This window comes from Gabonibacter massiliensis (assembly GCA_001487125.1).
Lineage (GTDB): Bacteria > Bacteroidota > Bacteroidia > Bacteroidales > Marinifilaceae > Gabonibacter > Gabonibacter massiliensis.
Map to the genome: position 1 here is coordinate 764,137 of LN913013.1, position 25,798 is coordinate 789,934.

General features: G+C 43.3%; 19 protein-coding genes. 4 read left to right on the plus strand and 15 right to left on the minus strand.

Annotated features, from left to right (window positions below; all coding sequences use genetic code 11):
• Positions 1-72: 72 nt before the first annotated feature.
• Together BN3283_RS07495 and BN3283_RS07500 are read left to right on the plus strand one after the other, a co-directional pair.
• Positions 73-993 (plus strand): ABC transporter ATP-binding protein, encoded by a 921-nt coding sequence (locus BN3283_RS07495; RefSeq protein ID WP_041504407.1) that lies wholly within the window; start codon positions 73-75, stop codon positions 991-993.
• Between the two features lie 20 nt (positions 994-1,013).
• Positions 1,014-3,308, plus strand: coding sequence for a Gldg family protein (locus BN3283_RS07500; protein WP_059026243.1), 2,295 nt, complete (start codon positions 1,014-1,016; stop codon positions 3,306-3,308).
• Between the two features lie 171 nt (positions 3,309-3,479).
• Here BN3283_RS07500 and BN3283_RS07505 read toward each other — a convergent pair whose 3' ends face one another.
• The 15 genes from BN3283_RS07505 to BN3283_RS07575 all read right to left on the minus strand — a co-directional run bounded on the left by BN3283_RS07505 (position 3,480) and on the right by BN3283_RS07575 (position 23,002).
• Positions 3,480-4,031, minus strand: coding sequence for an RNA polymerase sigma-70 factor (locus tag BN3283_RS07505; RefSeq protein ID WP_059026244.1), 552 nt, complete (start codon positions 4,029-4,031; stop codon positions 3,480-3,482).
• Between the two features lie 367 nt (positions 4,032-4,398).
• Complete coding sequence (locus BN3283_RS07510; protein WP_059026245.1) at positions 4,399-4,941, minus strand: hypothetical protein; 543 nt, start codon at positions 4,939-4,941, stop codon at positions 4,399-4,401.
• Positions 4,942-4,954: 13 nt separating this feature from the next.
• A complete protein-coding gene (locus BN3283_RS07515) occupies positions 4,955-5,554 on the minus strand; it encodes a fasciclin domain-containing protein (RefSeq protein ID WP_059026246.1) in 600 nt (199 codons plus the stop codon).
• Positions 5,555-5,564: 10 nt separating this feature from the next.
• A complete protein-coding gene (locus BN3283_RS07520) occupies positions 5,565-7,115 on the minus strand; it encodes a RagB/SusD family nutrient uptake outer membrane protein (RefSeq protein WP_059026247.1) in 1,551 nt (516 codons plus the stop codon).
• Positions 7,116-7,118: 3 nt separating this feature from the next.
• On the minus strand, positions 7,119-10,670 hold the full coding sequence (locus BN3283_RS07525; protein ID WP_059026248.1) for a TonB-dependent receptor: 3,552 nt from the start codon (positions 10,668-10,670) through the stop codon (positions 7,119-7,121).
• 67 nt (positions 10,671-10,737) lie between these two features.
• Positions 10,738-11,889 (minus strand): FecR family protein, encoded by a 1,152-nt coding sequence (locus BN3283_RS07530; RefSeq protein WP_059026249.1) that lies wholly within the window; start codon positions 11,887-11,889, stop codon positions 10,738-10,740.
• Positions 11,890-11,900: 11 nt separating this feature from the next.
• The gene (locus BN3283_RS07535; RefSeq protein WP_286137590.1) at positions 11,901-13,511 is read right to left on the minus strand and encodes a M64 family metallopeptidase; all 1,611 of its coding nucleotides are present in this window, start codon (positions 13,509-13,511) and stop codon (positions 11,901-11,903) included.
• Between the two features lie 100 nt (positions 13,512-13,611).
• Positions 13,612-14,181: an RNA polymerase sigma factor gene (locus tag BN3283_RS07540; RefSeq protein WP_286137591.1), complete on the minus strand. Its 570-nt coding sequence runs from the start codon at positions 14,179-14,181 to the stop codon at positions 13,612-13,614.
• A 103-nt stretch (positions 14,182-14,284) separates the two neighbouring features.
• Positions 14,285-14,683 carry a hypothetical protein gene (locus BN3283_RS07545; protein WP_059026252.1) on the minus strand — a complete coding sequence of 133 codons (399 nt, stop codon included), beginning with the start codon at positions 14,681-14,683 and terminating at the stop codon, positions 14,285-14,287.
• A gap of 12 nt (positions 14,684-14,695) precedes the next feature.
• A complete protein-coding gene (locus BN3283_RS07550) occupies positions 14,696-15,346 on the minus strand; it encodes a fasciclin domain-containing protein (protein ID WP_059026253.1) in 651 nt (216 codons plus the stop codon).
• A 24-nt stretch (positions 15,347-15,370) separates the two neighbouring features.
• The gene (locus tag BN3283_RS07555) at positions 15,371-16,927 is read right to left on the minus strand and encodes a RagB/SusD family nutrient uptake outer membrane protein (RefSeq protein ID WP_286137592.1); all 1,557 of its coding nucleotides are present in this window, start codon (positions 16,925-16,927) and stop codon (positions 15,371-15,373) included.
• 5 nt (positions 16,928-16,932) lie between these two features.
• Complete coding sequence (locus BN3283_RS07560; RefSeq protein WP_059026255.1) at positions 16,933-20,433, minus strand: SusC/RagA family TonB-linked outer membrane protein; 3,501 nt, start codon at positions 20,431-20,433, stop codon at positions 16,933-16,935.
• A gap of 186 nt (positions 20,434-20,619) precedes the next feature.
• Positions 20,620-21,801: a FecR family protein gene (locus tag BN3283_RS07565; RefSeq protein ID WP_147625557.1), complete on the minus strand. Its 1,182-nt coding sequence runs from the start codon at positions 21,799-21,801 to the stop codon at positions 20,620-20,622.
• Between the two features lie 112 nt (positions 21,802-21,913).
• Positions 21,914-22,471, minus strand: a complete 558-nt coding sequence (locus BN3283_RS07570; protein WP_286137594.1) for an RNA polymerase sigma factor — start codon at positions 22,469-22,471, stop codon at positions 21,914-21,916.
• A 66-nt stretch (positions 22,472-22,537) separates the two neighbouring features.
• Positions 22,538-23,002: a hypothetical protein gene (locus BN3283_RS07575; RefSeq protein ID WP_059026258.1), complete on the minus strand. Its 465-nt coding sequence runs from the start codon at positions 23,000-23,002 to the stop codon at positions 22,538-22,540.
• 76 nt (positions 23,003-23,078) lie between these two features.
• Between BN3283_RS07575 and BN3283_RS07580 the strand changes: the two genes are divergently transcribed.
• Both BN3283_RS07580 and BN3283_RS07585 read left to right on the plus strand, forming a co-directional pair.
• On the plus strand, positions 23,079-23,585 hold the full coding sequence (locus BN3283_RS07580; protein WP_059026259.1) for a calycin-like domain-containing protein: 507 nt from the start codon (positions 23,079-23,081) through the stop codon (positions 23,583-23,585).
• A gap of 91 nt (positions 23,586-23,676) precedes the next feature.
• On the plus strand, positions 23,677-25,749 hold the full coding sequence (locus BN3283_RS07585) for a M3 family metallopeptidase (RefSeq protein ID WP_082667127.1): 2,073 nt from the start codon (positions 23,677-23,679) through the stop codon (positions 25,747-25,749).
• Positions 25,750-25,798: the final 49 nt, after the last annotated feature.

Sequence of the window (25,798 nt, forward strand, 5' to 3'; positions counted from 1 at the left end):
TTACTTGTTATAAAATTGTATATCATATATTTCGTGTATGATTAGGGATGTGTTATGTAATCAAATAAAACTATGGAAGAAACAATTGTAAAAGTGGAAAATCTATCCCACCGTTATAGCGTTCAGTGGGCCATTCGGGATATCAATTTCGAAATTTCCCGTAACGGCATATACGGTCTTTTGGGATCCAACGGGGCGGGTAAATCGACCACGATGAATATCATGTGCGGGGTACTGAAACCCACGCAAGGAAGTGTTTACATCAAGGGGATCGACTTGAGAAAGTCGCCGGTGGAAGCCAAAAGACATATCGGTTTCCTACCGCAAAAACCTCCCCTGCACATGGACCTGACGGTAGAGGAATACCTGGTGCATTGTGCCAATCTACGATGGCTCAGGGGTAAAGAGGTGGAGCGTGCCGTGAAAGAGGTGATGGGCAAATGCGGGATTACCCACTTCAAAAAGCGGCTGATCCGGAATCTATCGGGTGGATACCAGCAACGGGTGGGAATAGCCCAGGCGATCGTGCACGACCCCGATTTCGTGGTGTTAGACGAGCCTACCAACGGGTTGGACCCCAACCAGATCGTGGAGATACGACACCTGATCAAGGAGATCGCCGAGGAACGTACCGTGGTCCTATCCACTCATATCCTCCCGGAAGTACAGGCTACCTGCGATTATATCCGCATGATCGAGCAAGGAAACCTGGTCTTCGCCGGGACGGTCGATGAATTCGATAATTATATCATTCCGAACACTTTACTGATCAACATGGCGGCGGCTCCACCTGTCGACGAGCTACGTTCCATACAGGGCGTGTTAGCCGTGGAAGAATTGGGCGGAACGAAATTCCGGGTACAATTCGGGGACGCCCAAGACGTTTGCGAGCGTATCGTGGAGACCAGCGTGGCAAGGGGATGGAGACTCACGGAGATCAATATTGAGAAGAGCTCGCTCGATGCCGTCTTTGCAGAATTATCCAAGAAATAATAACCCTTAAAATTGATGTTATGAGAATGATATATAAAATAGCCCGAACCGAATTGCAAACCCTTTTCTATTCACCCGTGGCCTGGTTGATTATCGTGATTTTCACCTTCCAGGCCGCCATGGCGTTCTCTGACGTTTTCAGCAATTTCGTCAGGAACCAGGAATTAGGATATACCCTACGGGATGTTACCATGAGAACCTACGCCGGGATGTGGGGACTTTTCACTAACGTGCAACAATACCTATACTTCTACATACCCCTGTTAACCATGGGACTCATGAGCCGGGAGTTAGGGAGCGGGTCCATTAAACTACTGTACTCATCTCCCGTTACCAACACACAGATCATACTGGGGAAATTTTTATCCATGATGATTTACGGGATCGTGCTCGTGTTCATCCTTTTCGTTTTTGTCGTCTACGGGGCTGCCGCTATCAAATCGTTTGATTTCGTGGCCACCTTATCAGGTTTGCTCGGGCTCTATCTTTTGATCTGCGCCTACGCGGCCATCGGGTTGTTCATGTCAAGCCTCACCTCTTACCAGGTCGTGGCCGCCATGGGAACGCTGGCCGTGCTGGCCGTGTTGAATTTCATCGGGGGCACGTGGCAGGATATCGCTTTCGTGAGGGATATCACCTACTGGCTATCCATACGGGGACGCGCCTCCGAGTTTATAAACGGCCTGATTTGTAGCGACGACGTGTTATACTTCATCATCGTGATCGCTCTTTTCCTGGCTCTTTCCATCATCCGGTTGCAGGGTGTCAGGCAAAAGAGCGCGTGGACTGTTTCGTGCGGGAAATACATCGGGGTGGTTTTTATCGCCATGTTCCTCGGGTACCTCAGTTCGAGACCGAAATTGATGGGTTTTTACGATGCCACGCGTACCAAAGCCAGGACATTGACCACCAACAGCCAGGAGATCGTGAAAAAAATGGAAGGCGGGTTGACCATCACGACCTATACCAATATCCTCGATAATTACTACACCATCGCTTTACCGAGAGGGATCAACAGGGACCTCGAACGGTTCAAACAATACACCCGGTTCAAACCGGAGATCAAGATGAAATACGTCTATTACTACGACAAGGCTGAAAACCCGCAACTGGATAAGCGATACCCGGGGCTTTCCGACAGGGAACGCATGGTGAAAATATGCAATTCATGGAATTTAGACACCAACATGTTCATCACGCCGGAAGACGTCAGGAAAATGGAAGATCTATCGCCCGAGAAAAACAGGTTCGTGAGGGTGTTGGAGAGAGAAAACGGGCAGAAAACATTCTTGCGTGTCTTCGATGACATGTACGTGCATCCATTCGAGTCCGAGATATCCGCCGCCTTCAAGCGACTGGTGATGGAACTACCGAAAGTCGGTTTCGTGAAGGGACACGGCGAGAGGGACTGCATCAAGGAGGGGGACCGTGATTATAACCGGTTCGCCCAGGACAGGCCTTTCCGTTACTCGTTGATCAACAACGGGTTCGATTTCCTCGAGGTGACGCTGGACAAGGAGATTCCGGAAAACATCGATATCCTGGTTATTGCCGACATGCGGGAACCCCTCTCCCCGGAAGAGAACCGGCGCTTGAACGCTTATATCGAGCGGGGCGGCAACCTGATGATCGCCGGGGAGCCCAGGCGGCAAGAGGTCATGAATCCTCTCGTGGAACAGTTCGGCGTACGATTCATGCCCGGACGCCTGGTTCGACCGACTGAAAATTTCCAGGCCGATTTCATCATCGCCACGCCCACGAGAGAGGCTGGGGAGTTCTCCTATCATTTCGACAACATGATCAAGAGGGAATACGTGGTCACGATGCCGGGCTGCACGGGATTAGAATACACGCGGGACAAGGGATTCAACGTCACTCCTCTTTTCACGAGCGACACCGTCAACTGCTGGAACGAGTTGGAAACGACCGATTTCGTGGATGACACGGTGAAATTGAACCCTGAAGCGGGAGAGATCGAAAAAATTTATACCACGGCTTTAGCCTTAACCCGGAAGGTGGGAGAGAAAGAACAGAAAATCATTATCCTGGGAGATGCCGATTGCCTGAGTAACGGGGAGATCAGCATCAGCAGAAAAGGCGTGAGAGCTTCCAACTACTCGCTTATTACCGGCTCCTTCTTCTGGATGTCGGACGAGGAAGTGCCCATCGACGTGCGCCGCCCCAATCCGCCCGACAACGCCGTGCGCGTGGGTGAAACGGGAATGTATATTTCAAAACTCGGTCTCATGGGACTCTTCCCGATCTTGTTAGCGATCGCAGCTATCATCATCTGGATCCGGAGACGGGGAAGATAAAAACATTCTTTTCAAGTACCAAGAAAGGGGTATTCATATCCCTTTCCACGTACTTACAAAAACATTTGAAACCAATTACCTAAACATAAAACAAACAACCCGCCGTAGTGTGCTGCCGGAGAAAACAATGCTATTTCTCCGGCACTTTTAATTAATCCTCCGGAATAGAAATTAAAATCTTCCCATACCCATATTTCTATACTGGAAGAACAATAAAACCACTTCGTCATGCATCTCCTCCCGCAAAAATTTCAAAGCCCGGGACAGATGGGTTTTTACCGTGTTCAAACTGATTCCGAACTCTTCGGCCACATCTTTATACCCCTTCCCTTCTATAAAACACTTCTTCAATATTTCCTGCTGTTTTTGAGGTAATAGAAGCAGCTTTTCATGTAAACGAAACAATCTCTTCTCACGTTGCTCCAATTCATCATTCGTACTCTCTATGAAAGCCGTCATCTCCCGTTCATTCGAGGCAACAACGCGCAAGTGCTTCAAGTAATTCAAGGCATAATTCCGGGATAACGTAAATAAATAAGATTTCATCGAATAGGAAAAGTCTAATCGCTTTCTATTATTCCAGAGTACCAAAAAAACATCATGAACAATATCTTTAGCTACTTCCTCATCTTTTACATAGCTATTAACAAAGCCCATCAAATCTACAAAATGAAGATGAAATAATTTTTCGAACATTTTACTATCAAAAACAGACCTTACCATGCTTTTGCTTATTTTAGTCACCACCCATACACTTGTCAAAAATAACTTTTTTTATCATCAATACAAATATTTTCTTACTATTAACCCCTCATTTTTAAGTTAAAAAACAGCCGTATTTCAATATAATCCAATATACAAATAGTATAATAATCTGTGAATTACAACATATAACCTATAAAACTATTATTCACAAAATAACAACTTATTTATAAAAACAAATGCAATTCCAATATTCAATCTCCCCGAACAATAACGTAAATGTACCCCCGATAATAAAAACGTGGATTTTCCGTCATACGGAGAATCCACGTTTATTCAACCATCCATTTTCAGTTTATCTATTCCCAATAAGGGAAAAACACGAAATCTATTCTTTCGTTAACATAAAACTACCGGGAGCCCCGATCACTTTCACGGTAATACAACGGGGAACGATAGAAACATGATCCTCATTCTCGACTTTCATCGATAACATGAAAATCCCTTCCGGCAAAACATTGGCAGGTAATTCCAATGTCCCATCTCCCCTCATTTTCACTAAACTTTTAAACAAAACCGCATCACCTCCCGTCGGAGAGGTTACATCATGCAAAGTCACATAAATCGGATACGTCCCTGATATTCCTTGCAAATTAGTCGAAATCCAATCGGTTTCACGTTCATAATGCTTTCCGTTTTTCGACCACTCTTCCAAGTATGCGTCTTCCAATTCTTCGGGAAGAGTTTCCCGAAAATCCCAAAACTCATCCAAAGACCATTCTTGTTCTTCCTGAAAAAGAGGAAGATTCCGTACCTCAAACACATCAGGATCATAAGTTGCATATTCCGTGTCCAAAAATCCGACTTCCGTGTCGCACCCCCAAGAACAAATCAACATCGATACGAATAAATATACTGTTTTTACTCTCATAACATCAGGTATTTTAAATTTCGCCTAATTCATAATTATAATTCAAAGAATGCACCACCCCGTTATTACATTCGATATCCGGTGAGGCTAACGGTACCGGGCTGTCTTTAGTCACAGAAAAAAGATAAAGAATCTCCGGGCCGGCTTGAGCGATACCCGCGTAATCCTCTTTCTCCCGGTAAGCCTTTAATACGTTATCGCTCATTGTAGTCAAATCCGTCCCGCCGATTACTTTCCCGGAAATATCAGGAATCCGAAAGTTCACATCAGCTTTCATGTACTTCCCTTTTACAACATGCTTCTCCAATATCATTTTACAAAACAAAGGAGATAGATCTTTTACTTCCGTATAATAATTTTCCAATAAATAACGACGGATGGAATGGTTTGTCGGCCCCCAGAAAGTGATCTCCTCCTCCCCTTCAAACAATTCAATCATACCGGCATGTTCGATCATGACCACAACGGAATCCCAATCGTACGAATTCGTCTGTAAATACTTCCAAACGGAGCAATAATGCCTTGTTTGAACGATGCCGGTATCGATATAATTATCAACCGGGTCGCACCCGTATAAAAAGAGTCCGATAAATGCTATCCATATATTTTTCATACTGCTTTCTTTAATTATTCAACCGTTTTTTCCAATATCTGTTCTGCACCATGGCCGGATTCTCGTTAAATGCCGTGAACGACACGGGGAGATAGAGAGCTCCGTCTAAAATATCCTGATCTGTCAGATTTTTATACTCCTCCGTCCCCATCTCTTCCCGGCAATACCCGTTGCGTACCATATCGAAATAGCGGGTATCCTCCCACAATAACTCTCTTTCCCTCTCTTTATAAACGGCATAACGCAATCCCCGGGGATCCCGATCTACCTCCGAGCCGGAAGGGAATGCATTTGCCTTCGCCCTGTCCCGGATACGATTTAAATCAATCATCGCATTTTTTTCATCTCCCACACGAGCGTAACACTCCGCTCTTAACAATATAATATCTGCCAACCTCAACATGATCCGGTCTTGATCGATATTCATGAATTTACCCATATTATACCCGTCCGCGTAAACAATCTCTTTCCTAAACTTGTAAGGATACGCAAAGCCTCCCGTAGTGTCAGTCCCCACACGTCCCATTGAATCCAATTTATAAAAATAGGCATCACGTCGCAAATCCTTTTTGTCAAACATATGGTCAACCGTCGTGTATCTGATTTTTGCCCTGATTCTACTCTGATCTTTAGTCGTCATATCCCTCGGTCCCATATCACGACGCACCGGCCAACAAACAAAATCACGCATGGTTGTAAAAGGATTGATTTGATTTACCGTTTCGTTATAATCTATCCGGATTTCGAATATTCCTTCTCTACTATCCCCCATCAATACCGACGCACATACCTCCTCCGGCGTCTTCGCTAATTCATAAAAAGGAGAAGAGATTACCTCACTGGCAGCCCTTATCGCCTCATCAAGCAAATCTTTGTCCTCCCTCAAAGACCCCATCCAGGCGCAAATATGCGCTTTCAAAGCATAAGCACTCTCCCGGCAAGGTATATCGTTACGATCTAACTTTTTCCCGGCATAACTATATAAACTATCTCTTTTGGGCAACAAATCGATTGCGCGTCTCACGTCGTCCAAAGCAAACCGACAAACCTCAAACCACGAGGATTTGGCCTTGACTTCAACATCCCGACCATTCGCAAGAATCGGAGCATCACCCCACACCTGGGCAATGCAGAAATAAGCATAAGCCCGATAAAAACAGGACTGTCCCACGTAAAAACGCATTCTCCCTTCCGGTACATTGTCCACGTACTTTACATTATCCAACACGACATTCGTGTAAGCGATCACCTGATAATAAATTCCCCAATTTACCGAAACATGATTGGTTGCATGCTGGGAGGGATGTAAACGCTTTATTCGCAAATAATCGTAATCATTGTACTCATCGGCGATAAGCCCTTTTATAACAGGCAAGCTATTAGCCGTAAAAGCTATGTTATCTCGAAAAGCCGAACGAATAGCCGTTACCGAAGACTCCACATCTTTTTCACTCTTCATCACATTTTCAAAAGTGACCGAGTTTTCGGGCGTCACTTCCAATAGTCCATCACATGCCATGAAAAACACGGAAATCATAATTAATATAAATCTTCCTTCCATTTCTTATAGTTTTATGGTTATACCTACTGTCAATTTTCTCGCCAAGGGGTAATTCTTGCCTTCATCCAAGCCGGTATTGATATCCACCGTCTCGGGGTCCATCCCCGAATAATTCGTGAGGGTCAACAAGTTCTCCCCACTAAAGAAAAAGCGGACATCCTTCAGGAAACACCTGTCTAACCACGTTTTGGGTAAAGAGTAACCGATCGTTAGCGTTTTCAATTTTAAATAATTTACCCGCTCCACGTATCTGTCGATAACAGACGCCCAACTACCGTTGTAATTATCTGCCGCCAAAATAGGGTAAGTACTGTCATCCCCCTCTTTTTCCCAGAAGGTCACCTTATTCAAATCCACGAATATCGGAGTCATGGTATTATCGGTTTTTGTCACCAAACTATTCGTTTTCATCATATTTACCATATCCCTTCCCAACGAAAAAGACCATAACATATTCAAATCGAAATTCTTCCAAGACAATTCATTGACAATACCCCCGTAAACTTTGGGTATACTGGACCCCAAGTAACTTTCGTCTTTAAAAGAGATCTCGTTGTCTCCGTTGATATCGATAAATTTCAAATCACCGGGAGCATGATAACAATAGGGATTACCCGTCATTCCGACGGCAAGTTTTCTCCCGCTCGGATCGAAGTACCATTTCACCTCTTCATCCGATTGTATGTATCCGTCCGTTTTAAACCCGTAAATACTACCCACGCTCTTACCGATAACGATATCGTTCTGTCCTTGTACCGTACTTTTCAAATCCCGGTTATTGTATGTCCCCTTAAAAACATTCCAGTTCTTAGCAATATTTGCCGAAATCTTCCAACGTAAACTATTTTTTCGAAAAATATCGTACTTTATTTCAAACTCAACTCCCTGGTTCTCCACCTTAGCCGCATTTCTCCATTGCAAATTATATCCCGTATGACTTCCGGGCAACACGACCTTATACAACATATCCCTCGTCAAACGATTATAGTAATCCATCGTAATCTGCAGACGATAATTCATAAAATTCAAATCAAAGCCGACATCCAGTTGCTTGGTCTCTTCCCATCCCAACTTAGGGTTATAAAACCCGGTCGTCCATTCCGGCTGCAATGTCGGTTGACCGTCATAAATAGAGGATCCTTCCAATACGCCGTACGCCAAATACGGACTGTAAAACTGATTACCGGAAACACCGTAACTCACTCTCAATTTCCCGAAATCCAAGCCCGGAATCCATCTCATAAAACTCTCTTCCGAAAAATTCCAAGCCAAAGCAGCAGAAGGGAAAGTCGCCCAACGATGGTCGCGTCCGAAGACGGAGCTTCCGTCCCGTCTCAAAGTCGCAGTCAATAAATAACGCTGTTTGTAATTGTAGTTCAAACGTCCGAAATAACTGGCCATTTTTTTCTGAGTAAAATCGGAAGAGTAGTTTTTCAACACGTTCACTTGCCCGTTATCCCTGATTATGTGAGACGGCCATCCTTTGTCGCCGACATAATGTACCATATCACTCGGACCGTTTTGTCCGTATCCCGCCATATAGTTCGACTCGTCATACTGGTACGAAAATCCCATCATGACATCAAAGGTATGAGCTCCATGAAAAGTACGCTTAAACGTCAGCAGATTCTCATTCAACACGGTCATATCCCGAGCGATTTCCCCCTGTGATTCCGACTCTTTCATCGTTGTAAGTTTGGACGGGATAAAATTATTTCTGTTATTCTGACCGTAATCAATGGAGAGATTGGCAGTCAATTTCAACCCCTGAACGATATCCACTCCCACACCAAAAGTATTACGCAAACGATACGTCGTGTTTTTTTCCTGTACCAAACGTAAGTCTTTCAATATATCATCCACGATTACACTATTTCCCGGATACAGGGTCGATAACGATAACGGATCGCCGGGTATCGTCTCGATCTCGGAATTACTGCCGCTTTGAGGTCCCCGACTGCGATTCGATACGGTCAAATACGTCCGAAAATCCACGGACAACCGTTTCACCGGGGTAAAATTAAAATTACCCATCAAATTAACCCGGTTATATCCCGTACTTCGTAAAATTCCATCTTCTTTGTAATAACCTAACCCCACGCTGTACGTGATCATTTCCGATCCTCCGTTTGTCTGGATATTGGCATTGTATATCTTACCGGGACGGAAATAATATTTAAAGAAATTGGTTGAATTGTTAAAGAAAACATTCATGCTATCCTGTAAAACACCTCCTTGTGCAGACGAGTAAGCATTTCTCCAGAAATAATCGATAGAACCGAAACCAAACCCATAGTACCAAGCCTCTTCATACGTTTTAGGATAGGCGACCGAACTGTAACCGTCGACATATTTGGAATCTCCCATCCTGTAGTTCCTCAATCCTCTCAAACGGAAATCACGTTCTCCTTTGCCCCCGTACACTACCGGGTATTCGGGCAAAATGCTATACGTGTAGGAAAAATTGACATCAAACTGCGCAGATTGATTCTTTTTCCCTTTTTTCGTGGTCACGATAATAACGCCGTTCGCCGCTCTCGAACCGTATAACGATGTGGCGGAAGCATCTTTCAATATTTGGATCGACTCTATTGTCTCCGGGTTCAGATCGGATAACCCGTTTGTCCCGGTCACCGGAGAGGTAAAGGCATTCATCGGTACCCCGTCGACGACCCATAGCGGATTACTGAAACGACGTCCGTTCTCCACACTCAAAGAATTGTATCCCCTGATAGTTACCGATGTACCGCCGCCGCCAGGAGCTCCGGATACATTCGTTACATCCATGCCAGCCACCCGGCCTTGTAATAAATTACTGATATTGGGAGAAGGAATTCCTTTGATCTCATCCGCTCTCACGATAGAAACAGCCCCGGTCATCTCACGCTTGGTGGTCTCACCATAGGCCACCACGGCAACCTCGTCCAAATTCGAGATCATGACCTTCATCTTCACCACGATTGCCTTATCTTTCTCGTATTTAAATTTCAACTTCACGGTTTGATAACCGATAAAAGAAAATAACAAAGTTCCCCGGTCCGCAGGCAAAAGAATAGAAAACAATCCTTTATTATCCGTTACAGTTCCGAATCGGGTACTGTCCAAAGCAATCGTGACGCCCGGCATCGGAACCCCCTCTTCATCGAGTACCTTTCCCTGAATCAAATACTTTTTCACCTTGCCGGGAGTGAAAACCGGCTTTATCACGAACACCCCGTCCACCAATGAATAGGTCAAATCTTTTCCCTCAAAGGCTACTTTTAAAATCTCATCGAGGGAGGCGTCCTTCATCTCCAAAGTTACCGTCCCTTTTTTTTCCAACTCCAATACATTGTATAGAAATTCGACTGCCATCTTCGAACGGATATGCTTTAAAAATTTTACGATAGTTACCTCTTTCACAGAGATATCGATCCTATGCTCCTGATCCCGTTCCTCCGCTAAAAGAGCCAACCCGGGCAACACGAATACCGCTAAAACGCATAATTTAAAAAACAGACTCCTTACTGGAAGAATTCCTCTTACCGGAACTCTCCTTTCTCGTTTTTTTCTCATAACTTTGTAATGTAAAATGTTATTTTATAATCAATAGGAAGAAGTCGTCTTTACAGACAGCCCCTTTTTACTTTACGATAACCGTTTTATTTTTTACTGTAAAACAAATATCCGAAGTCATTTCCAACACGCACAATACGTTCTTTATCTCCTCGTACCGTCTTAAACTACCCGAATACAATTGTTCCTTTAGTGCCGGACGGGTATAAAATATTTCCACCCCATACCACCGTTTCAACACCTTTAAGAGATCTTCCAAACGTTCGTTTTCAAACTTCAATGTCCCCTCTTTCCAAGAAGTATAAAGCTCCGCATCCACCCGACGTTTAGACCAGGCCGAACCGTTATGGTCATAACAAACCTGATCGCCCGAACGAAGCAATACCTCCCCCGCTTTACTCATGAAAAGGACATTACCTTCTACCAGAGTAGTAATTATTCGCCCTTCATCACTATACGCTTTCACGTTAAACGAGGTACCCAAGACTTTTACTGCCGCATCCCTTATTTTGATCAAGAAAGGACGTTCCGCATCCTCTTCCACATCGAAATAAGCCTCCCCTTCCAACTCCACAACCCGCTCTTTTGAATCGAAAACCACAGGATAGGTCAACCTGCTTTGAGAATTCAGACAGACTCGTGTTCCATCGGAAAGAACCAAACTGTATTCGGTTCCTATCGGCACTTCTAAGCTGTTATAAACCATCTCTCGAGAAACCTCTTTTCGGGAGTACACGACACAAGAAGAATCAACGCGAATCTCTCTTTCCTTCAGCACGGAGCTTTTACGAAGTTCCTTCAAGGACAATTTTTGCCCGTCTTCCAAAGTAAGAACAACCCCGCAACTTTCCGTACGATCAAAAGATTTCACGTTCGCAAGGGCCTTCACCGGCACGATTCGCTTCTCCCGCCCATAGAACCGGACTCCCACAAATACAACCGACAGTAACATAACGGCAACACCCACTGTAATATACCGCAGCTTTCTATTTTCCCCGGTACGATTCAAAAACTTTCGGAAAGCTTTTCGGTCATCGTATCTCTCCAACTCCTCCCAAGCCACGCGATTCGTTTTATCTTTCAACAAGTTTTCGAATATCACCCGATGTTCCGGATGTTGCCGAATCCAACCATCCAGTTCCCCCTGTTCCCGGTCGGACAGCTCTTCCCAACGATATTTAAAAACCAAACGGGCTATATTTCGAGAAACATCATTCATACCATTCACTCCTATTTATAGGGATAAGCCTTTACCGCATCATTAGTATAAAAAAGTTCCATATCAAACTCATCCCCGGATAGCTGCATGATTCTCCGTACAATAGCCTCCCGTGCCGGAGCAGAATAATACCAGGCGTTATTATCCATACAGGTTATTTTTTCCGCCCGCCATACTCCTTTACCGTACTCATGTCCTCCCTCGTAAAAACCCACTTCCCCGTAACCGGGACGTCCGATAAAATGCTTCCATTTAACATACTCTTTCTCATTAGTCAAATCGATATTTCCATAACAATCCGCCTTTACGAACTCTTTGATCGTATTTACGATATTGGCAGGAACAATTTTTTCTTCATTTCCCTCATTCGCATACTCGTCTGCCAATAAACCGATTGCATGTCCTCCGGCTTCATGAGCGATAACGTGTTCCATGTCTCTCCACACGCCACTCGGATCTCTTTCCAAGGTCGAATTCGAACAAATGGCTATTGTTTTTTTATCCAAATTCATATAACAGGCCCCTCCGTATTTATTCTCATTCGAAATCAAAATAATAATCGTCTCCTTCAAAGCCGCTTCGGATATATTCAGAGCCACTTTCACGAAATCATATACTTTGCTGTCTCCCGTCCGACCATCTCCAATTTGCATGGAAGGGCTCTCCACGAAGCGCACGTTAAACCGGGTATCCCGTATTACCGACTCCGATCCGGACTTCACGATAGACGCACCCTCTTCTTTCGAATAAGCCGCTATCTGATAAATATCAAAATAGTCCCGGTAGGTCTTAAAGGGTTCTGCGCTAAACAATCCGTTTACAGCCCTCTCTACCGTACGGTCAAACTCCGCACCCTTCACGAAATTTTCAGGCAGAAAACCATCCCCAAGAATCACAATCCGCACTCCTCGCCGACCTTTCGTATGCATTTGATACTGAAATTTCTCTCCGTCTTGGTAAGCTTCCACGGAAGAAGTTGTAAAACTCCAAACAGCGCTCTCGCTACTTCCACCCTTCGAATCGAAGGTTACCACTTTCCAATAGTAGGTCGTATTCGTTTTTAACGGAACGCTTGTCATGCAATGATTCTGCTCCGTAGACGGACTTATTTTCCATGTATTCCGGTCCAATGAATAGTGAACAGCATAACTCAATTTATCCCCGTCTTTATCCGTAGCGTACTCCCAATCAAACGTCGGCAAGACGCATACTCCCGTATCTTTATCCCCGGGCCCTTTCAGTTCGGCCTTCGCCGGAGGGGTATTGTTCACACTCCGGATAACTTCCAGCTTGTATTCGTTCTCATTCGTAAGGATCGTGAGCATAGCTTCACAATCATTTTCCGCAGCATTTTCTTTCAGGGTCAATGTTACCTCCCGATTACCCTCCCCCTTCACCGGAGAGACCTCACACCAATCCTTGTCACACGTAATACTCCAGGATAAGTTGGAGGTAATCTTTAACACGACTGAAGTTTCATTTTCCGGAAAAGCGATCTCTTTCGGCGATACATCAAAAACAGATAATTCCGGCCTATCGTCACTTCCACACCCGGTCAAACCGAAAAACAATCCGACCCAAACCAAAAACGCATAACTTTTACAAAATACATTGATTTTCATTTGTTTGTTCATTAAAATTACTCATGTTAAAATGTTATTCACATGAATGACGCGTTTTTCGGAAAAGCGGGTGACGTATTTTGAAAAAAAAACGACTTTTCTATAAATCATTCCATAAAATCAGCCACAACAACCCCACGGCTTCACGAGGCAAGCGTTCCCTAAGATAAGAATACGCTCTCTTTTTCAACGTTTTCACCGTATTGACGGAAATATCCAACTCCGTAGCTATTTCTTCATTCTTTTTCCCTTCCAGAGTCAGTAACATCACCTCCCGTCTTTCTCTCGGTAAAGATGCAATCATATGATGGACCATTCGATAATACTCTTCCTCTATCCGAATCTGCTCCTCGTTTTCTGAAAGATCTTCTATATAATACATCCACTGAAAAATATCCGCATTCCGAAATTTTTTCTTATCCCGCATCGCGGTTAAACAAGCATTATGAACAATACGGTACAGATAATTCGATACAGTTCTTATCTCTTCCCTATCCATTTTTCTTTCCCACAATTTAATAAATACCTCTTGTACGACATCCTCTTCGTCGAGTACACCGTTTAAAATTCGATAAGCATAATGGCACAAAGAAGCATAATAAGTTTTATACAAATCGTTATAAAATTCTCTCTCCCGCAATTCTACACCCGTAATACGCTTTTTATTCATAAGAAATCCATAATAAATCATTACACACGACAAGTAATAGAAAAGAGGAGATTACAGAATCACACTGCTCCCCTCCTTTCAATGCACACCACGTAAAAAATTATTACTCTTTCACGAGAAAAGTAAAGACATCTTTGATTACTTTCGAATAACCCTCGTTCCGTACCCTTAAAGAGACGACATAACTCCCGGCCGGAATCGTATGATGGAAGGGTATATCGAAGGTGCCGTCTCCCCTCACCTTGATCTCTTTCAAAAACTCCACCTCATCCCCGTCCTCCGTTTTTACCGCCTCTATCGTATAACAGATGGGTTGGGTCCCTTCCACTCCCTGAATCGGAGGAGAAATCCAATGAGGGCCGGTCTCTGTTTTATCCGTAATAATCTTTATCTCCATTGTATCAGGATCGTAGAGAGCACCTTCTGTCTCCAAGTATCCGACCTTCACTTCATGACAAGCCGCCGTAATTAGAATAAAAATGATATATAATCCTATTCTCATGATCTTTTCGTTTTAAAGTTTTTGAATCTCTTTCAAATCATCTTCCGTGACCATATCGCCCAAGGTGTAATTACCGTTCAACGAATGAACAACACCATTGACGGTTTCAATATTCGGCGAAGCCAAAGGAATTTTGCTATCGGAATTTTCCGAATGCAAATGCAAAATAACGGCTCCGGCATTGACCACCCCGGCCCATACGTCTCTCTCCTTGTAAGCAAGTAACTTTACCCCTCCTTCCGTAAGTAGTTCCGTAGCCCCGATCAATTTACCGGAAGGATCCGGTATTCTGAAATTAATCTCCTCTTTCATCATTCGTTTTTTAACGACATGCATCAAGAGTATCCTTTCACAAAATGCCTTACTCATACCTTCAATACCTCCCTCTATCTCCCAATCCAGGATATACCGGCGAATAGAATAATTCGTGGGTCCCCAAAAAGTTATCTGCGAATAATTCGGATCTTTTCCTTCAAACAAAGAAACCAGCTCCGCTTTCTGAATCATTTGTACCAAAAAACTCCAGTTATCCGGATCGCTCTTAAAATACTCGTACATGGAACAATCATGTTTTCCATCGGAGATTCCCGTGTCGATATAATTGTTTTGCGGATCACATCCGGACAAGAATACCATCCATACGATCAATAATATATATCTCATATTTATCTGTTATTTAAATTTATATTAATAACGCTTCAACCAATACTTATTTTGAGTCATCAAAGAGTTGTTTTCAAAAGCAGGCCATCCCACAGGCATATACAAAGCTCCGTCATCCACATCCTGTTGCGTCATTTTCGTGGCATGAAAATCGGACAGTTCCGTTTTCCAGTAACCGTTCCGTACAATATCATACCAACGTTTACCCTCCCACAACAATTCTTTTTCCCGCTCTTTAAAAATAGCGTAACGCAAATCACCCTCGTCAGCCGAATAATCGGCACTTTTATCCCCGTAAGCCCGTTGTCTAATCCGGTTCAAATCCTTAATCGCCAAATCGTTTTTCCCCATTCGCACCAAACATTCAGCCCGCAAGAGGATAATATCTGCCAATCGATAGATCACATGATCACAGGCAAAACTCTCGAATTTTCCCTCACCCCAACCAGACGTTCCCAACTGTACCTTTCTGAATTTATAAGGATAAGCATACCCTCCGGCTAACTTACGCCACTCCTCATTTCGGGCAATCGTATCTAAATCATAAAAATAAGCTAACCGACGCCTGTCCCCGGTATATTTTCCATCGGCAATGGCTCCATCAAAACGACCGGGGTATATTTTTTCAACCGTTTTCTGAAAAAATCGGGCATCTGCGTTTTTTATCTCCCCCCGTCCCTGTTCCGGACGGATGGGAAAAGAAACAAAATATATCATCGTCGTCCACGGATTTCGGGTTGATTCCAGATAATTGTATTTTATCTCAAAAATTCCCTCGTCGCTTCCCCCTGTAATCACTTTTTCACACACCTCTTCCGGATTAGCAGCCAGAACATACTCACACGAATCGATTACAAAGTTAGCCGCAGAAAGAGCCTCTTTCAATAATTCAGGTTCACGGTTGATAACCGCTTTCCACAAACAAATATCCAGCTTCAATGCTTGGGCAATCTCTTTGGAAGCCGTCGATTTCCCCGCAATCTTAGCACCGCCTGCATCTATCAACTCCTCCCGGCATGGTAAAAGACGTACAGCCGTATTAATCTCATCCAAAGCATATTGCAATATATTACCGACAGAAGATTTTTCTTTCTTCCCTATATCCCGACTATCTGTCTGCATCGGAGCCTCTCCCCATTTCTGAGCGATCCGAAAATAAGTAAATGCTCTGTAAAAATGTACCTGTCCTTCATAATAGGCCTCTCTCTCTTTAGGCAACTTGGCTCTCCAAAGATTTTCAGACAAGATATTCGCCAAACAAATGACAGTATACTGGCTATTCCAAAACATATCGACCATCTGAGGAGTAAATTGCGTCTCATCCCAATTTAAAAGGTTAGAGGTTCCTTTCGACACCGTATCGTAAAGATATCCCAGCTCGACAGGCCTCTTGTAAGCATCAAAAGCGCAGGCACTCCGAAACGCATCCCGAATAGCATCCACCGAAGTTTCGAGATCCTTTTCCGTCTTAAAATAATTCTCGAAAGTCACGGAATTTTCAGGCACGACCTCCAATCCGTCCATGCAGGAATACAGTCCTCCCAAAAGCATCAGAAAAAATAAAATATGTATTGTTCTCATCGTCATTACAGTTTTATAGTTATACCTACGGTTAGTTTCCGGGCTAAAGGATAATTTTTCCCCTCGTCCAAGCCCGTGTTGATATCCACCGTCTCCGGATCCATGCCCGAATAGTTCGTCAGTGTCAATAAATTTTCACCACTGAAAAACAAACGGACATCCTTGATAAAGCATTTACGCAGAATCGTTTTAGGCAACGTATAACCTACAGTCAACGTCTTTAATTTCAAATAATTTACACGTTCCACGTAACGGTCCATAATAGGCGACCAGTGATCATTGTAATTGTTTAACTTCACCATCGGATACGTAGAATTATCCCCCTCTTTTTCCCAAAAGGTTACCCCGTTCAAATCGGCAAATATCGGATACAGGTCTTTCTCTTTACTGATCGAAACGACAGGTAACATATTAATCATATCCCGGCCTAACGAATAAGACCACAACATATTCAAATCGAAATTTTTCCATTTCACCTCGTTCACGATTCCACCGTACAGTTTGGGTAAACTACTACCGATATACACTCCGTCCTCCGGACCGATATAGCAATCCCCGTTTACATCGGCAATCTGCAATTCTCCCGGAGAATAAAACACATCAGAAAAATATTTCTTTTCTAAAGCCCGATAAGTCCCGTCCTGACGGTAGAAATACTTTATATCCTTATCCGACTGAATATAGCCGTTCGTCTTATACCCGACAATATTACCCACCGGTTTACCGATAATATAGCTCCTTCTCTCTTTCATCATATCGGTCATCTCCATATCTTTTCCGTTATAAGTCTCCAACAATTTATTCCAGTTTTTCGCAAAATTGACCGAGATATTCCAAAAGGCCTCATTCCCACGAAGCAAATCATATTTTACCTCTACCTCTATTCCCTCGTTGGACAAGGCTCCGGCATTACGCCATACACTCCCGAAACCGGCATGACTCCCGGGAATCGGAGTACGACTTAACATTTTATCCGTACGACGATAATAGTAATCGGCAACAACAGACAAACGATAATCAAAGAAATCCATATCCATCCCGAAATCGTATTGAGTCGTTTCTTCCCATCCCAACTTGGGGTTATAATATCCCTCTTGAAGGTCGGGAGTGATGATGGGCTGTCCCTCGTAAGACCCTTGTCCTCCTACCAATAAACCATAGGCCAGATAGGGTTGATTGAATTGATTGCCCGATACCCCGTAACTGAAACGGATCTTGGCAAAACTCAACGCACCGAACCACTTCATAAACCGCTCTTCCGAAAAATTCCAGGCTACTGCTACCGAAGGAAAAGTAGCCCAGCGTAAATCCCGGCCGAAAACAGAACTACCGTCCCGACGAAGCGTACCCGTCAACATGTATTTTTCATCCAGAATATAATTGATACGACCGAAATAGCTCATCATTTTCTTTTCCGTCAAATCGGATTGGTAATCTTTCATCGGCTCGACATAATATCCCCGGTCCGTAGTTCCGGGCCATCCGTGTTGCGTGGCATAATGCACGTAATCGCTCGGACCGTTTTTGGCCGATCCGCCCACGTAATTGTATTGATCATACTGATAGGAATACCCTAACATCATTTCCAACTTGTGCCGTCCGGCAAATTCCCGTTGAAAATTCAATAAGGCCTCATCCAAAACAGTGTATTCGCGAGCCACCTCCCCGTTAGTCATGGATTCTTTCGGATCATTCAACCAGGAAGGTGAAAAAAAGTTCCGGTTGTTTTGCGAATAATCGATAGAGATCGTGTTCGAAATGTTCAATCCTTTCATTACATCCAACTTCAATCCGAAGGTCGAACGCAAACGATAGGTATTATTCTTCTCCTCTTTGCCCTTCAACCCTTTCAAAGCCTCTTCCGTTACCGCACTGTTCCCCGGTAAAAGAGTGGATTGCTCCAAGGGATCTCCCGGAATCACTTCTACTTCGTTTCCTCCGGAAAAACCGGATTTTCTCACCCCCCTACTCCGGTCCGAATAGGCAAGATAAGCCCGGAAATCGACCGTCAACACCTCTACCGGATTCAAAATAAAATTACCCATCAAATTGACGCGAGAATAACCCGTACCCTTTAAAATCCCTTTTTCATCGTAATATCCCAAACCGACGGAATAAGTCATACGCTCGCTTCCCCCGGTAGTCTGTATATTAGCATTCAACGTTTTAGTCGCTTGAAAATAATACTTATAAAAATTGGTCGAATTATTATAAAACGGATTCAAACTATCCTGCAATTCGCTGCCGTTAGCCCCCTTATCGGAAACATAACCGTCCCCCCAAAAACCGTCATACGCTCCCCCTTTATGATAAGCCTCTTCATAGGATGTCGGATAAACCCACATGTTCTTACCGTAATCTTTATAAGCTTTGCGCACATTCAACCGTTGTTGTAAACGGAAGTAACGTTCCGCTTTACCTCCCGTCTGTTTCGGATACGCAGGCAATACATTGTAGGAGTAAGAAAAATTGACGTCGAAAGAAGCATCCTGATTTTTCCGTCCCTTTTTCGTTGTCACGATGATGACCCCATTTGCCGCACGAGAACCGTATAAAGAGGTGGCAGAAGCATCTTTCAACACCTGAATAGACTCGATAACCTCCGGATTCAAGTCGGCCAATCCGTTTGTTCCGGTCACCGGGGAAGTAAACGAAGGCATCGGTACCCCGTCGACTACCCATAAAGGATTGGAAAACCGGCGGCCGCTTTCCACACTCAACGAATTATACCCCCGAATAGTAATCTGAGTACCACCTCCACCGGGAGCCCCCGTAATATTCGTTACGTCCATACCGGCGACTCGTCCTTGCAATAAATTAGCTATACTCGGAGAAGGTATTCCCTTTATATCATCGGCCTTCACAACCGAAATAGACCCCGTAGCTGTCCTTTTCGTGGTCTCCCCGTAAGCCACAACCTGCACCTCGTCCAATGCAGAAATGTCTTCTTCCAACTTTACGACGATCTGCTTATCTTTTTCGTATTTAAAGGGAACCCGTTTTATTTTAAAACCGATAAACGAAAACACCAAAGTCCCCTTATCAAGGTTTAAAGTCAAGCTGAAACTTCCATCAGCAGCCGTCGCCGTCCCCAACCGGGTGCTATCCAAGACTACAGTTACTCCCGGTAAAGGCTCCCCCTTATCATCAACGACCTTCCCCACAATCTTATAACTTTTTACTTTTACACTATCCTGAGCCGTCCGAAGAAGAGGAGTAGGTCTAATCACCACCATATCATCCAACAAATCAAAAGAGTACGGTAAACCAAACAATATTTTTTCCAAAGCAGTCTTTAAAGTAATATTCTCCTCTTTCAAACTTACCTTGGCCCGACGATCCAATTCTTCTTCATTGTAAATAAAGAGAAAACCGGTTTGTTGTTTCAAGTCTTTAAATACCTGCCTCAAAGTAGCGTTCTCAAAATTCAGCTTCACGTTTTGGGAAGAAACCGAACCAAAAACATTGCAACTTAGTACAATCGTTAAAAATAATGTAATTCTCATGACTAAAAGAGTTTTACTATCCCCTATTCGTCGAAGGAGATAGCGATACTTTCGCTTTTTTTCCATATCTTTGTAAACGGTTTTAATTTTATTCCAAATAAACGGCTTCACTTGTTCATTTGGAACGGGTTAAACATAAGGTGGGAGAATGGTGCACAACATTTCCCACTTTTTTATAGTCAATACTTAATGTGATTTTATAACTATATTTTTACCTGCATATTCAAATTTCACATTCGTCGTTTGTTCCATTATCTCAAGGAAATTAACCAAAGGGGCATACCTTTTCACCCCTCCCGTAAACCGCCGCTCGGCACAATCCTCATCTTCAAACACGAACTGAATGTCATACCAACGGGACAATTGCAAGGTAATCTCGGCCAAAGAGAGATCTTCAAATTCGAACACGCCTTTGGTCCAGGATATATAGCGAGAAGCATCCACCTCCCGAACGGAGATACGGTCTTCTTTCCTATTCCATATAGCCTGTTTACCGGGATCCAATTTCGTTGACCGCTCTCCCACTCCCACGCTTACCTTTCCGCTCAATAAAGTAGTTACCACCTCTCCCTCTTCCGCGTAAGCTTTTACATTGAAAGAAGTCCCCAATACCCGGATCTCCGTCTCTCCAGCATATACGATAAAAGGACGCTCTTCATCCCTTTTCACCTCCAAATATACCTCCCCTTCCATATATACTTCTCTCTTCTCGCCGTTAAATCGGGTCGGGAACCGCAATTCCGACTGGGAATTTAACCACACCCGGGTTCCGTCTGCCAACGTCAGATGAAATTCTCCGCCCAAAGGAACTCTAATGGTATTGAATGGGGCAGCCTCCTCTGCTCCGGACATCCCGTGCCTGTCATCCGCAATGCCCTCGTATACCAATGCCGTCGACGAATCCTGATAAATTTCCGTACCGTCTTTCTCCACTACATTTAAGAAACGACCTCTGTTCAACGCAATCTCCTCCCCGCTTGCCATGATCAATGTCGCTTTTAGGTCCCCAGGCTGAATATTAACCGAAAAATTTTCAGGTACCCGCGTAGGGGAAGAAGAAATAAAATAATACATTCCTATTCCCAAAACCAAAAAAACGGAAGCTACGACCGCCATTCTCCGATAAAAAGAAAATGATAAATAACGGGATTTCTGAAGTCTTCCGGAAATCTGTTTCCATGATTTTTCCTTGTCCAAACGGACTAAAAAAGCGACCTCGCGACTCTCTTTATGAACGCGCAAATAACTTTCAAAAACTTTCTGATTTTTGTCATTTTCTCGCATCCACAATTGCAATCGTTCGAAATCTTCCCGGGTAATTTCTCCAAGACAGTAATCCGTTATCCATTTTTGTATTATTCCATCCATTTTATGTTGCTTCTTTCCCTTACATTCCGCATTTAACAAAAACGGGTGAAAGAAAAAACACTATATTTTCAAAAAAATACATTTCAGGAAAAAAAGGCGAAAATTATACCGATCAATGCCTTAACAACAAAAGGACGATAGCATCCAACTCTTCACGTAATTGTTTCAAAGCTCTTGAATAATGAGTCTTTACCGTATTCATCGAAACAGATAATTTTTGAGCGACCTCTTTATAAGACATATCTTCCAAAACAATAGAGACGAATACCTCTCGACACTTTTCCGGTAATCGGTCAATCTCTTTTTGCAGTCTATGCTGACGTAAACGAATCTCCTCCTCCGATAAATTTTCTAAGCGTTCGGGAAGTGAATTCAAATGATTCTCGATCTCTTCAAAAATAAAACGTCCCGAACGTTCCAAGAACTTCAGTGCAGCCTTTTTTACGGACCCGAACAAATATCCTCGAACGGACCCGACGAAACGGGTGCCTTTTTTATTTTCCCAAAAGGAGATAAAAACATCCTGAACAAGGTCTTCAGCATCCTGAAACGAATCAATATAGCGCAAAACATAAACGGATAAAGCCTGATAATAATTATCAAACATCATCTTTACACACAAGGGATCGCCTTGTTTGAGACTCTTTATTATATCCGTTTCTGCATACACGATTTACGCTCAAAAAGTATACAAAAATATAAAAAAGTTCAAACAAACAATCAATTTTAGAATATACTACTTTTCTTGTTTTTTCGCCTTATAGGTCACTTTGGTTTCCATGGATTGCATGATGGTAGCCTTCACTTCAGAATCGAGCTGACCGTCAATCACTTTTCCTGAAGCTTTTACCTCCATCGGCATTCCGTTGTAGGTATAGGAAAAAGATATATAAAGATTATAAATCGTTTTCCCTTGCTTTATTTCCGATTTCACGGAAACACCTTGAGAACGGTAATTGAATTTTTGACCGTTAGGCAGTACGAAATTCGTCACCTTCACGATAACGCTATCCTTATGAATTCGTATCAGTTCCAGTTTCAATTCCATCTCTTGTTGCATGATCTCCACGAAGGCCGTTCCCTCGTATACTCCTGCAACCGAAGCCGCATTGTCCTTTTTTTCCTTATCACCCGCGAACAGGAAATTTTCAACCCAAAAAATACTTATTACAATAAAAAGGAATACGCGTACGAATTTCATTATTCAAGCTGTTTAATTCTTAAAAAGGTTTTCTTATTTTAGCCGTTCGAAAATACAAAAAATAATATCAAAAACAATGAAGCGGATACTACTCTTTTGCGGGATTCTTTTTTTACTATCATCAACGGTACATCTCATGACTTCCTGTACGGGGTGCAGCCGAAAAAAAGCAAATGATGTCACCTCCTTGCCGGGAGTGTACAAAGGAGAAGCTACCATCGAATTACCGGACCATATTAAAAGTATGATCAAACCGGCTCCCGACGGGAAAAAATTAATACCGGACGAACCGGTTCCCTGCAAATTAGAAATAACCCGAAACGCGGAAGAGGAAATTTTCATCCAATTAATTGATTTCAAAATGCCCGTAGAAGGAATCAAAATAGAACCGGCAAAATGCCAAATAACACAAACGGCAGACACGTTCTATTTGGCTGGAAACGGAAACGTCGTTTACGGCAAACAAACCATCGGTTATTCTCCTAACGGAACGATCAAGGAAAACGAAATGGACTTGAAGATAACGGTAAGTATCATTCCTATGATATTGGAAGTTCAAATCCTTTTTAAAGGAAAAAAATAATCTACCGGAAAAGCGGAAAAAATCTTATTTTTGTACCCGCAATTTGAAGTATAAATTAAACTGACTTTTATAAATGAAAAAAATAACTTTTATGGCTGCAATTATTCTCGTTATGGCCTCTTGCGGTAAAAGCGATCAAAATCCCTTATTAATGGCTTTCGATACCCCGCACCAGACCCCTCCGTTCGATAAAATAAAAGCGGAACACTACGAACCGGCTTTTGATATAGCTATTGAAGAGGCCCAAAAGGAGGTTACCCAAATTGCCACCTCCAAGGAGCCCCCCACATTCGAAAATACCGTTGTGGCCCTCGATAACAGCGGCGAGCGTTTAGAGTATATTTCAAATATTTTTTTCAACTTGAATTCTGCCATGACCGACAGCCTGATGCAAGATATAGCACAAAAGGTTTCTCCCAAGTTAACGGCACACGGTCACGAAATATACATGAATCAAGAACTTTTCAACCGGGTAAAACAAGTTTACGAGCAAAAAGAAAAACTGAATCTGAACCAGGAACAGAATGCATTACTGGAGAAGACATGGAGAGCCTTTATCAAAGGAGGTGCCAATTTGGAAGGTCCTGACAAAGAACGATTCAAAGAGGTTTCCATAGAACTCTCCAAATTAAGTCTGACCTTCGATAAAAACGAACTGGCGGAAACCAATGCCTTCGAGTTACACGTGACCACAGAAGAAGAACTGTCCGGATTGCCGGAAGGAGTAAAAGAGATGGCCGCAATGACAGCCAAACAAAAGGGCAAGGAAGGCTGGGTTTTCACGCTCCATTATCCCAGTTTCGCTCCTTTCATGAAATACGCCGATAACCGGAAATTAAGAGAACAAATGTATCGGGCAAACTCTTCCAGAGGAAACCGCGAAAACGAATACAATAATGAAGAAATTATAAAAAAGATCACCGCCCTGAGATTGGAACTGGCTCAAATCATGGGATATAAAAATTATGCAGAATACGCTCTCACGGATCGCATGGCCAATACACCGGAGATCGTGAACAGTTTTATTGAAGAATTACATAAAGCATCCCATCCTGCCTCTTTAAAAGATAAAGAAGAGGTAAAGGAGTATGCTCGCAAATCTGGTCTAAAAGGAGAACTACAACGCTGGGACTGGGCCTATTATTCTAATAAGCTCATGCAAGAAAGATATGCCCTTGATGATGAAATGTTGAAACCTTACTTCAAACTGGAAAACGTACAATCCGGCATATTCGATTTAGCCAACCAATTATATGGAATTTCCTTCAAAGAGGTTCACGATATTCCGTTGTATCATGAAGAGGTGAAAACATTCGAGGTTTACGATGCAGACAGTACCTATTTAGGTGTACTTTATTTGGATTTCTTTCCGAGAGAAAGTAAAGGCGGCGGTGCATGGATGACCGAATTCAGAGGACAAAAAATAAAAGACGGCAAGGATTCCCGCCCGTTGATTTCCATGGTAATGAATTTTACCAAACCGACAGAGACGAAACCTTCACTCCTGTCTTTTAATGAAGTAACCACATTCTTGCATGAATTCGGACACGCGATGCACGGCATGTTATCCCGATGTACTTACGGCTCAACCTCCGGGACAAATGTATATCGAGATTTCGTGGAGTTGCCTTCCCAGATCATGGAGAACTGGGCATTGGAAAAAGAGTGGCTGGATACCTGGGCCGTACATTACCAAACCGGAGAAAAACTGCCTCAAGAATACATAGACAAAATCAAGAAGTCAGCTAACTTCCAAAGCGGATATGCCAGCGACCGGCAATTAAGTTTCGCTATGGTGGATATGGCGTGGCATACCATTACCCAACCGGTGACGGAACCTTTGATCGAGTTCGAGAATAGGGCTATGGGTAGAACGGAGATCATGCCGGCAGTAAAAGGAAGTGCCTTTTCAACAGCCTTCGGGCATATCTTCGCAGGAGGATATGCTGCCGGATATTACGGTTACAAATGGGCGGAAGTCCTGGATGCTGACGCTTTTTCCGTTTTCAAGAAAAACGGAATCTTCGATAAGGAAACGGCAACTTCTTTCCGCAAAAACATTTTAGAAAAAGGAAGCTCGGAAAATCCCATGATTCTCTACAAACGTTTCCGCGGTCAGGAACCTACGGTCGATGCTCTTCTTGAACGAAGCGGCTTGAAATAACATTCGGCCCTATTCCAAAAACAAAAAATAGTTAACATCTTCATTAAAT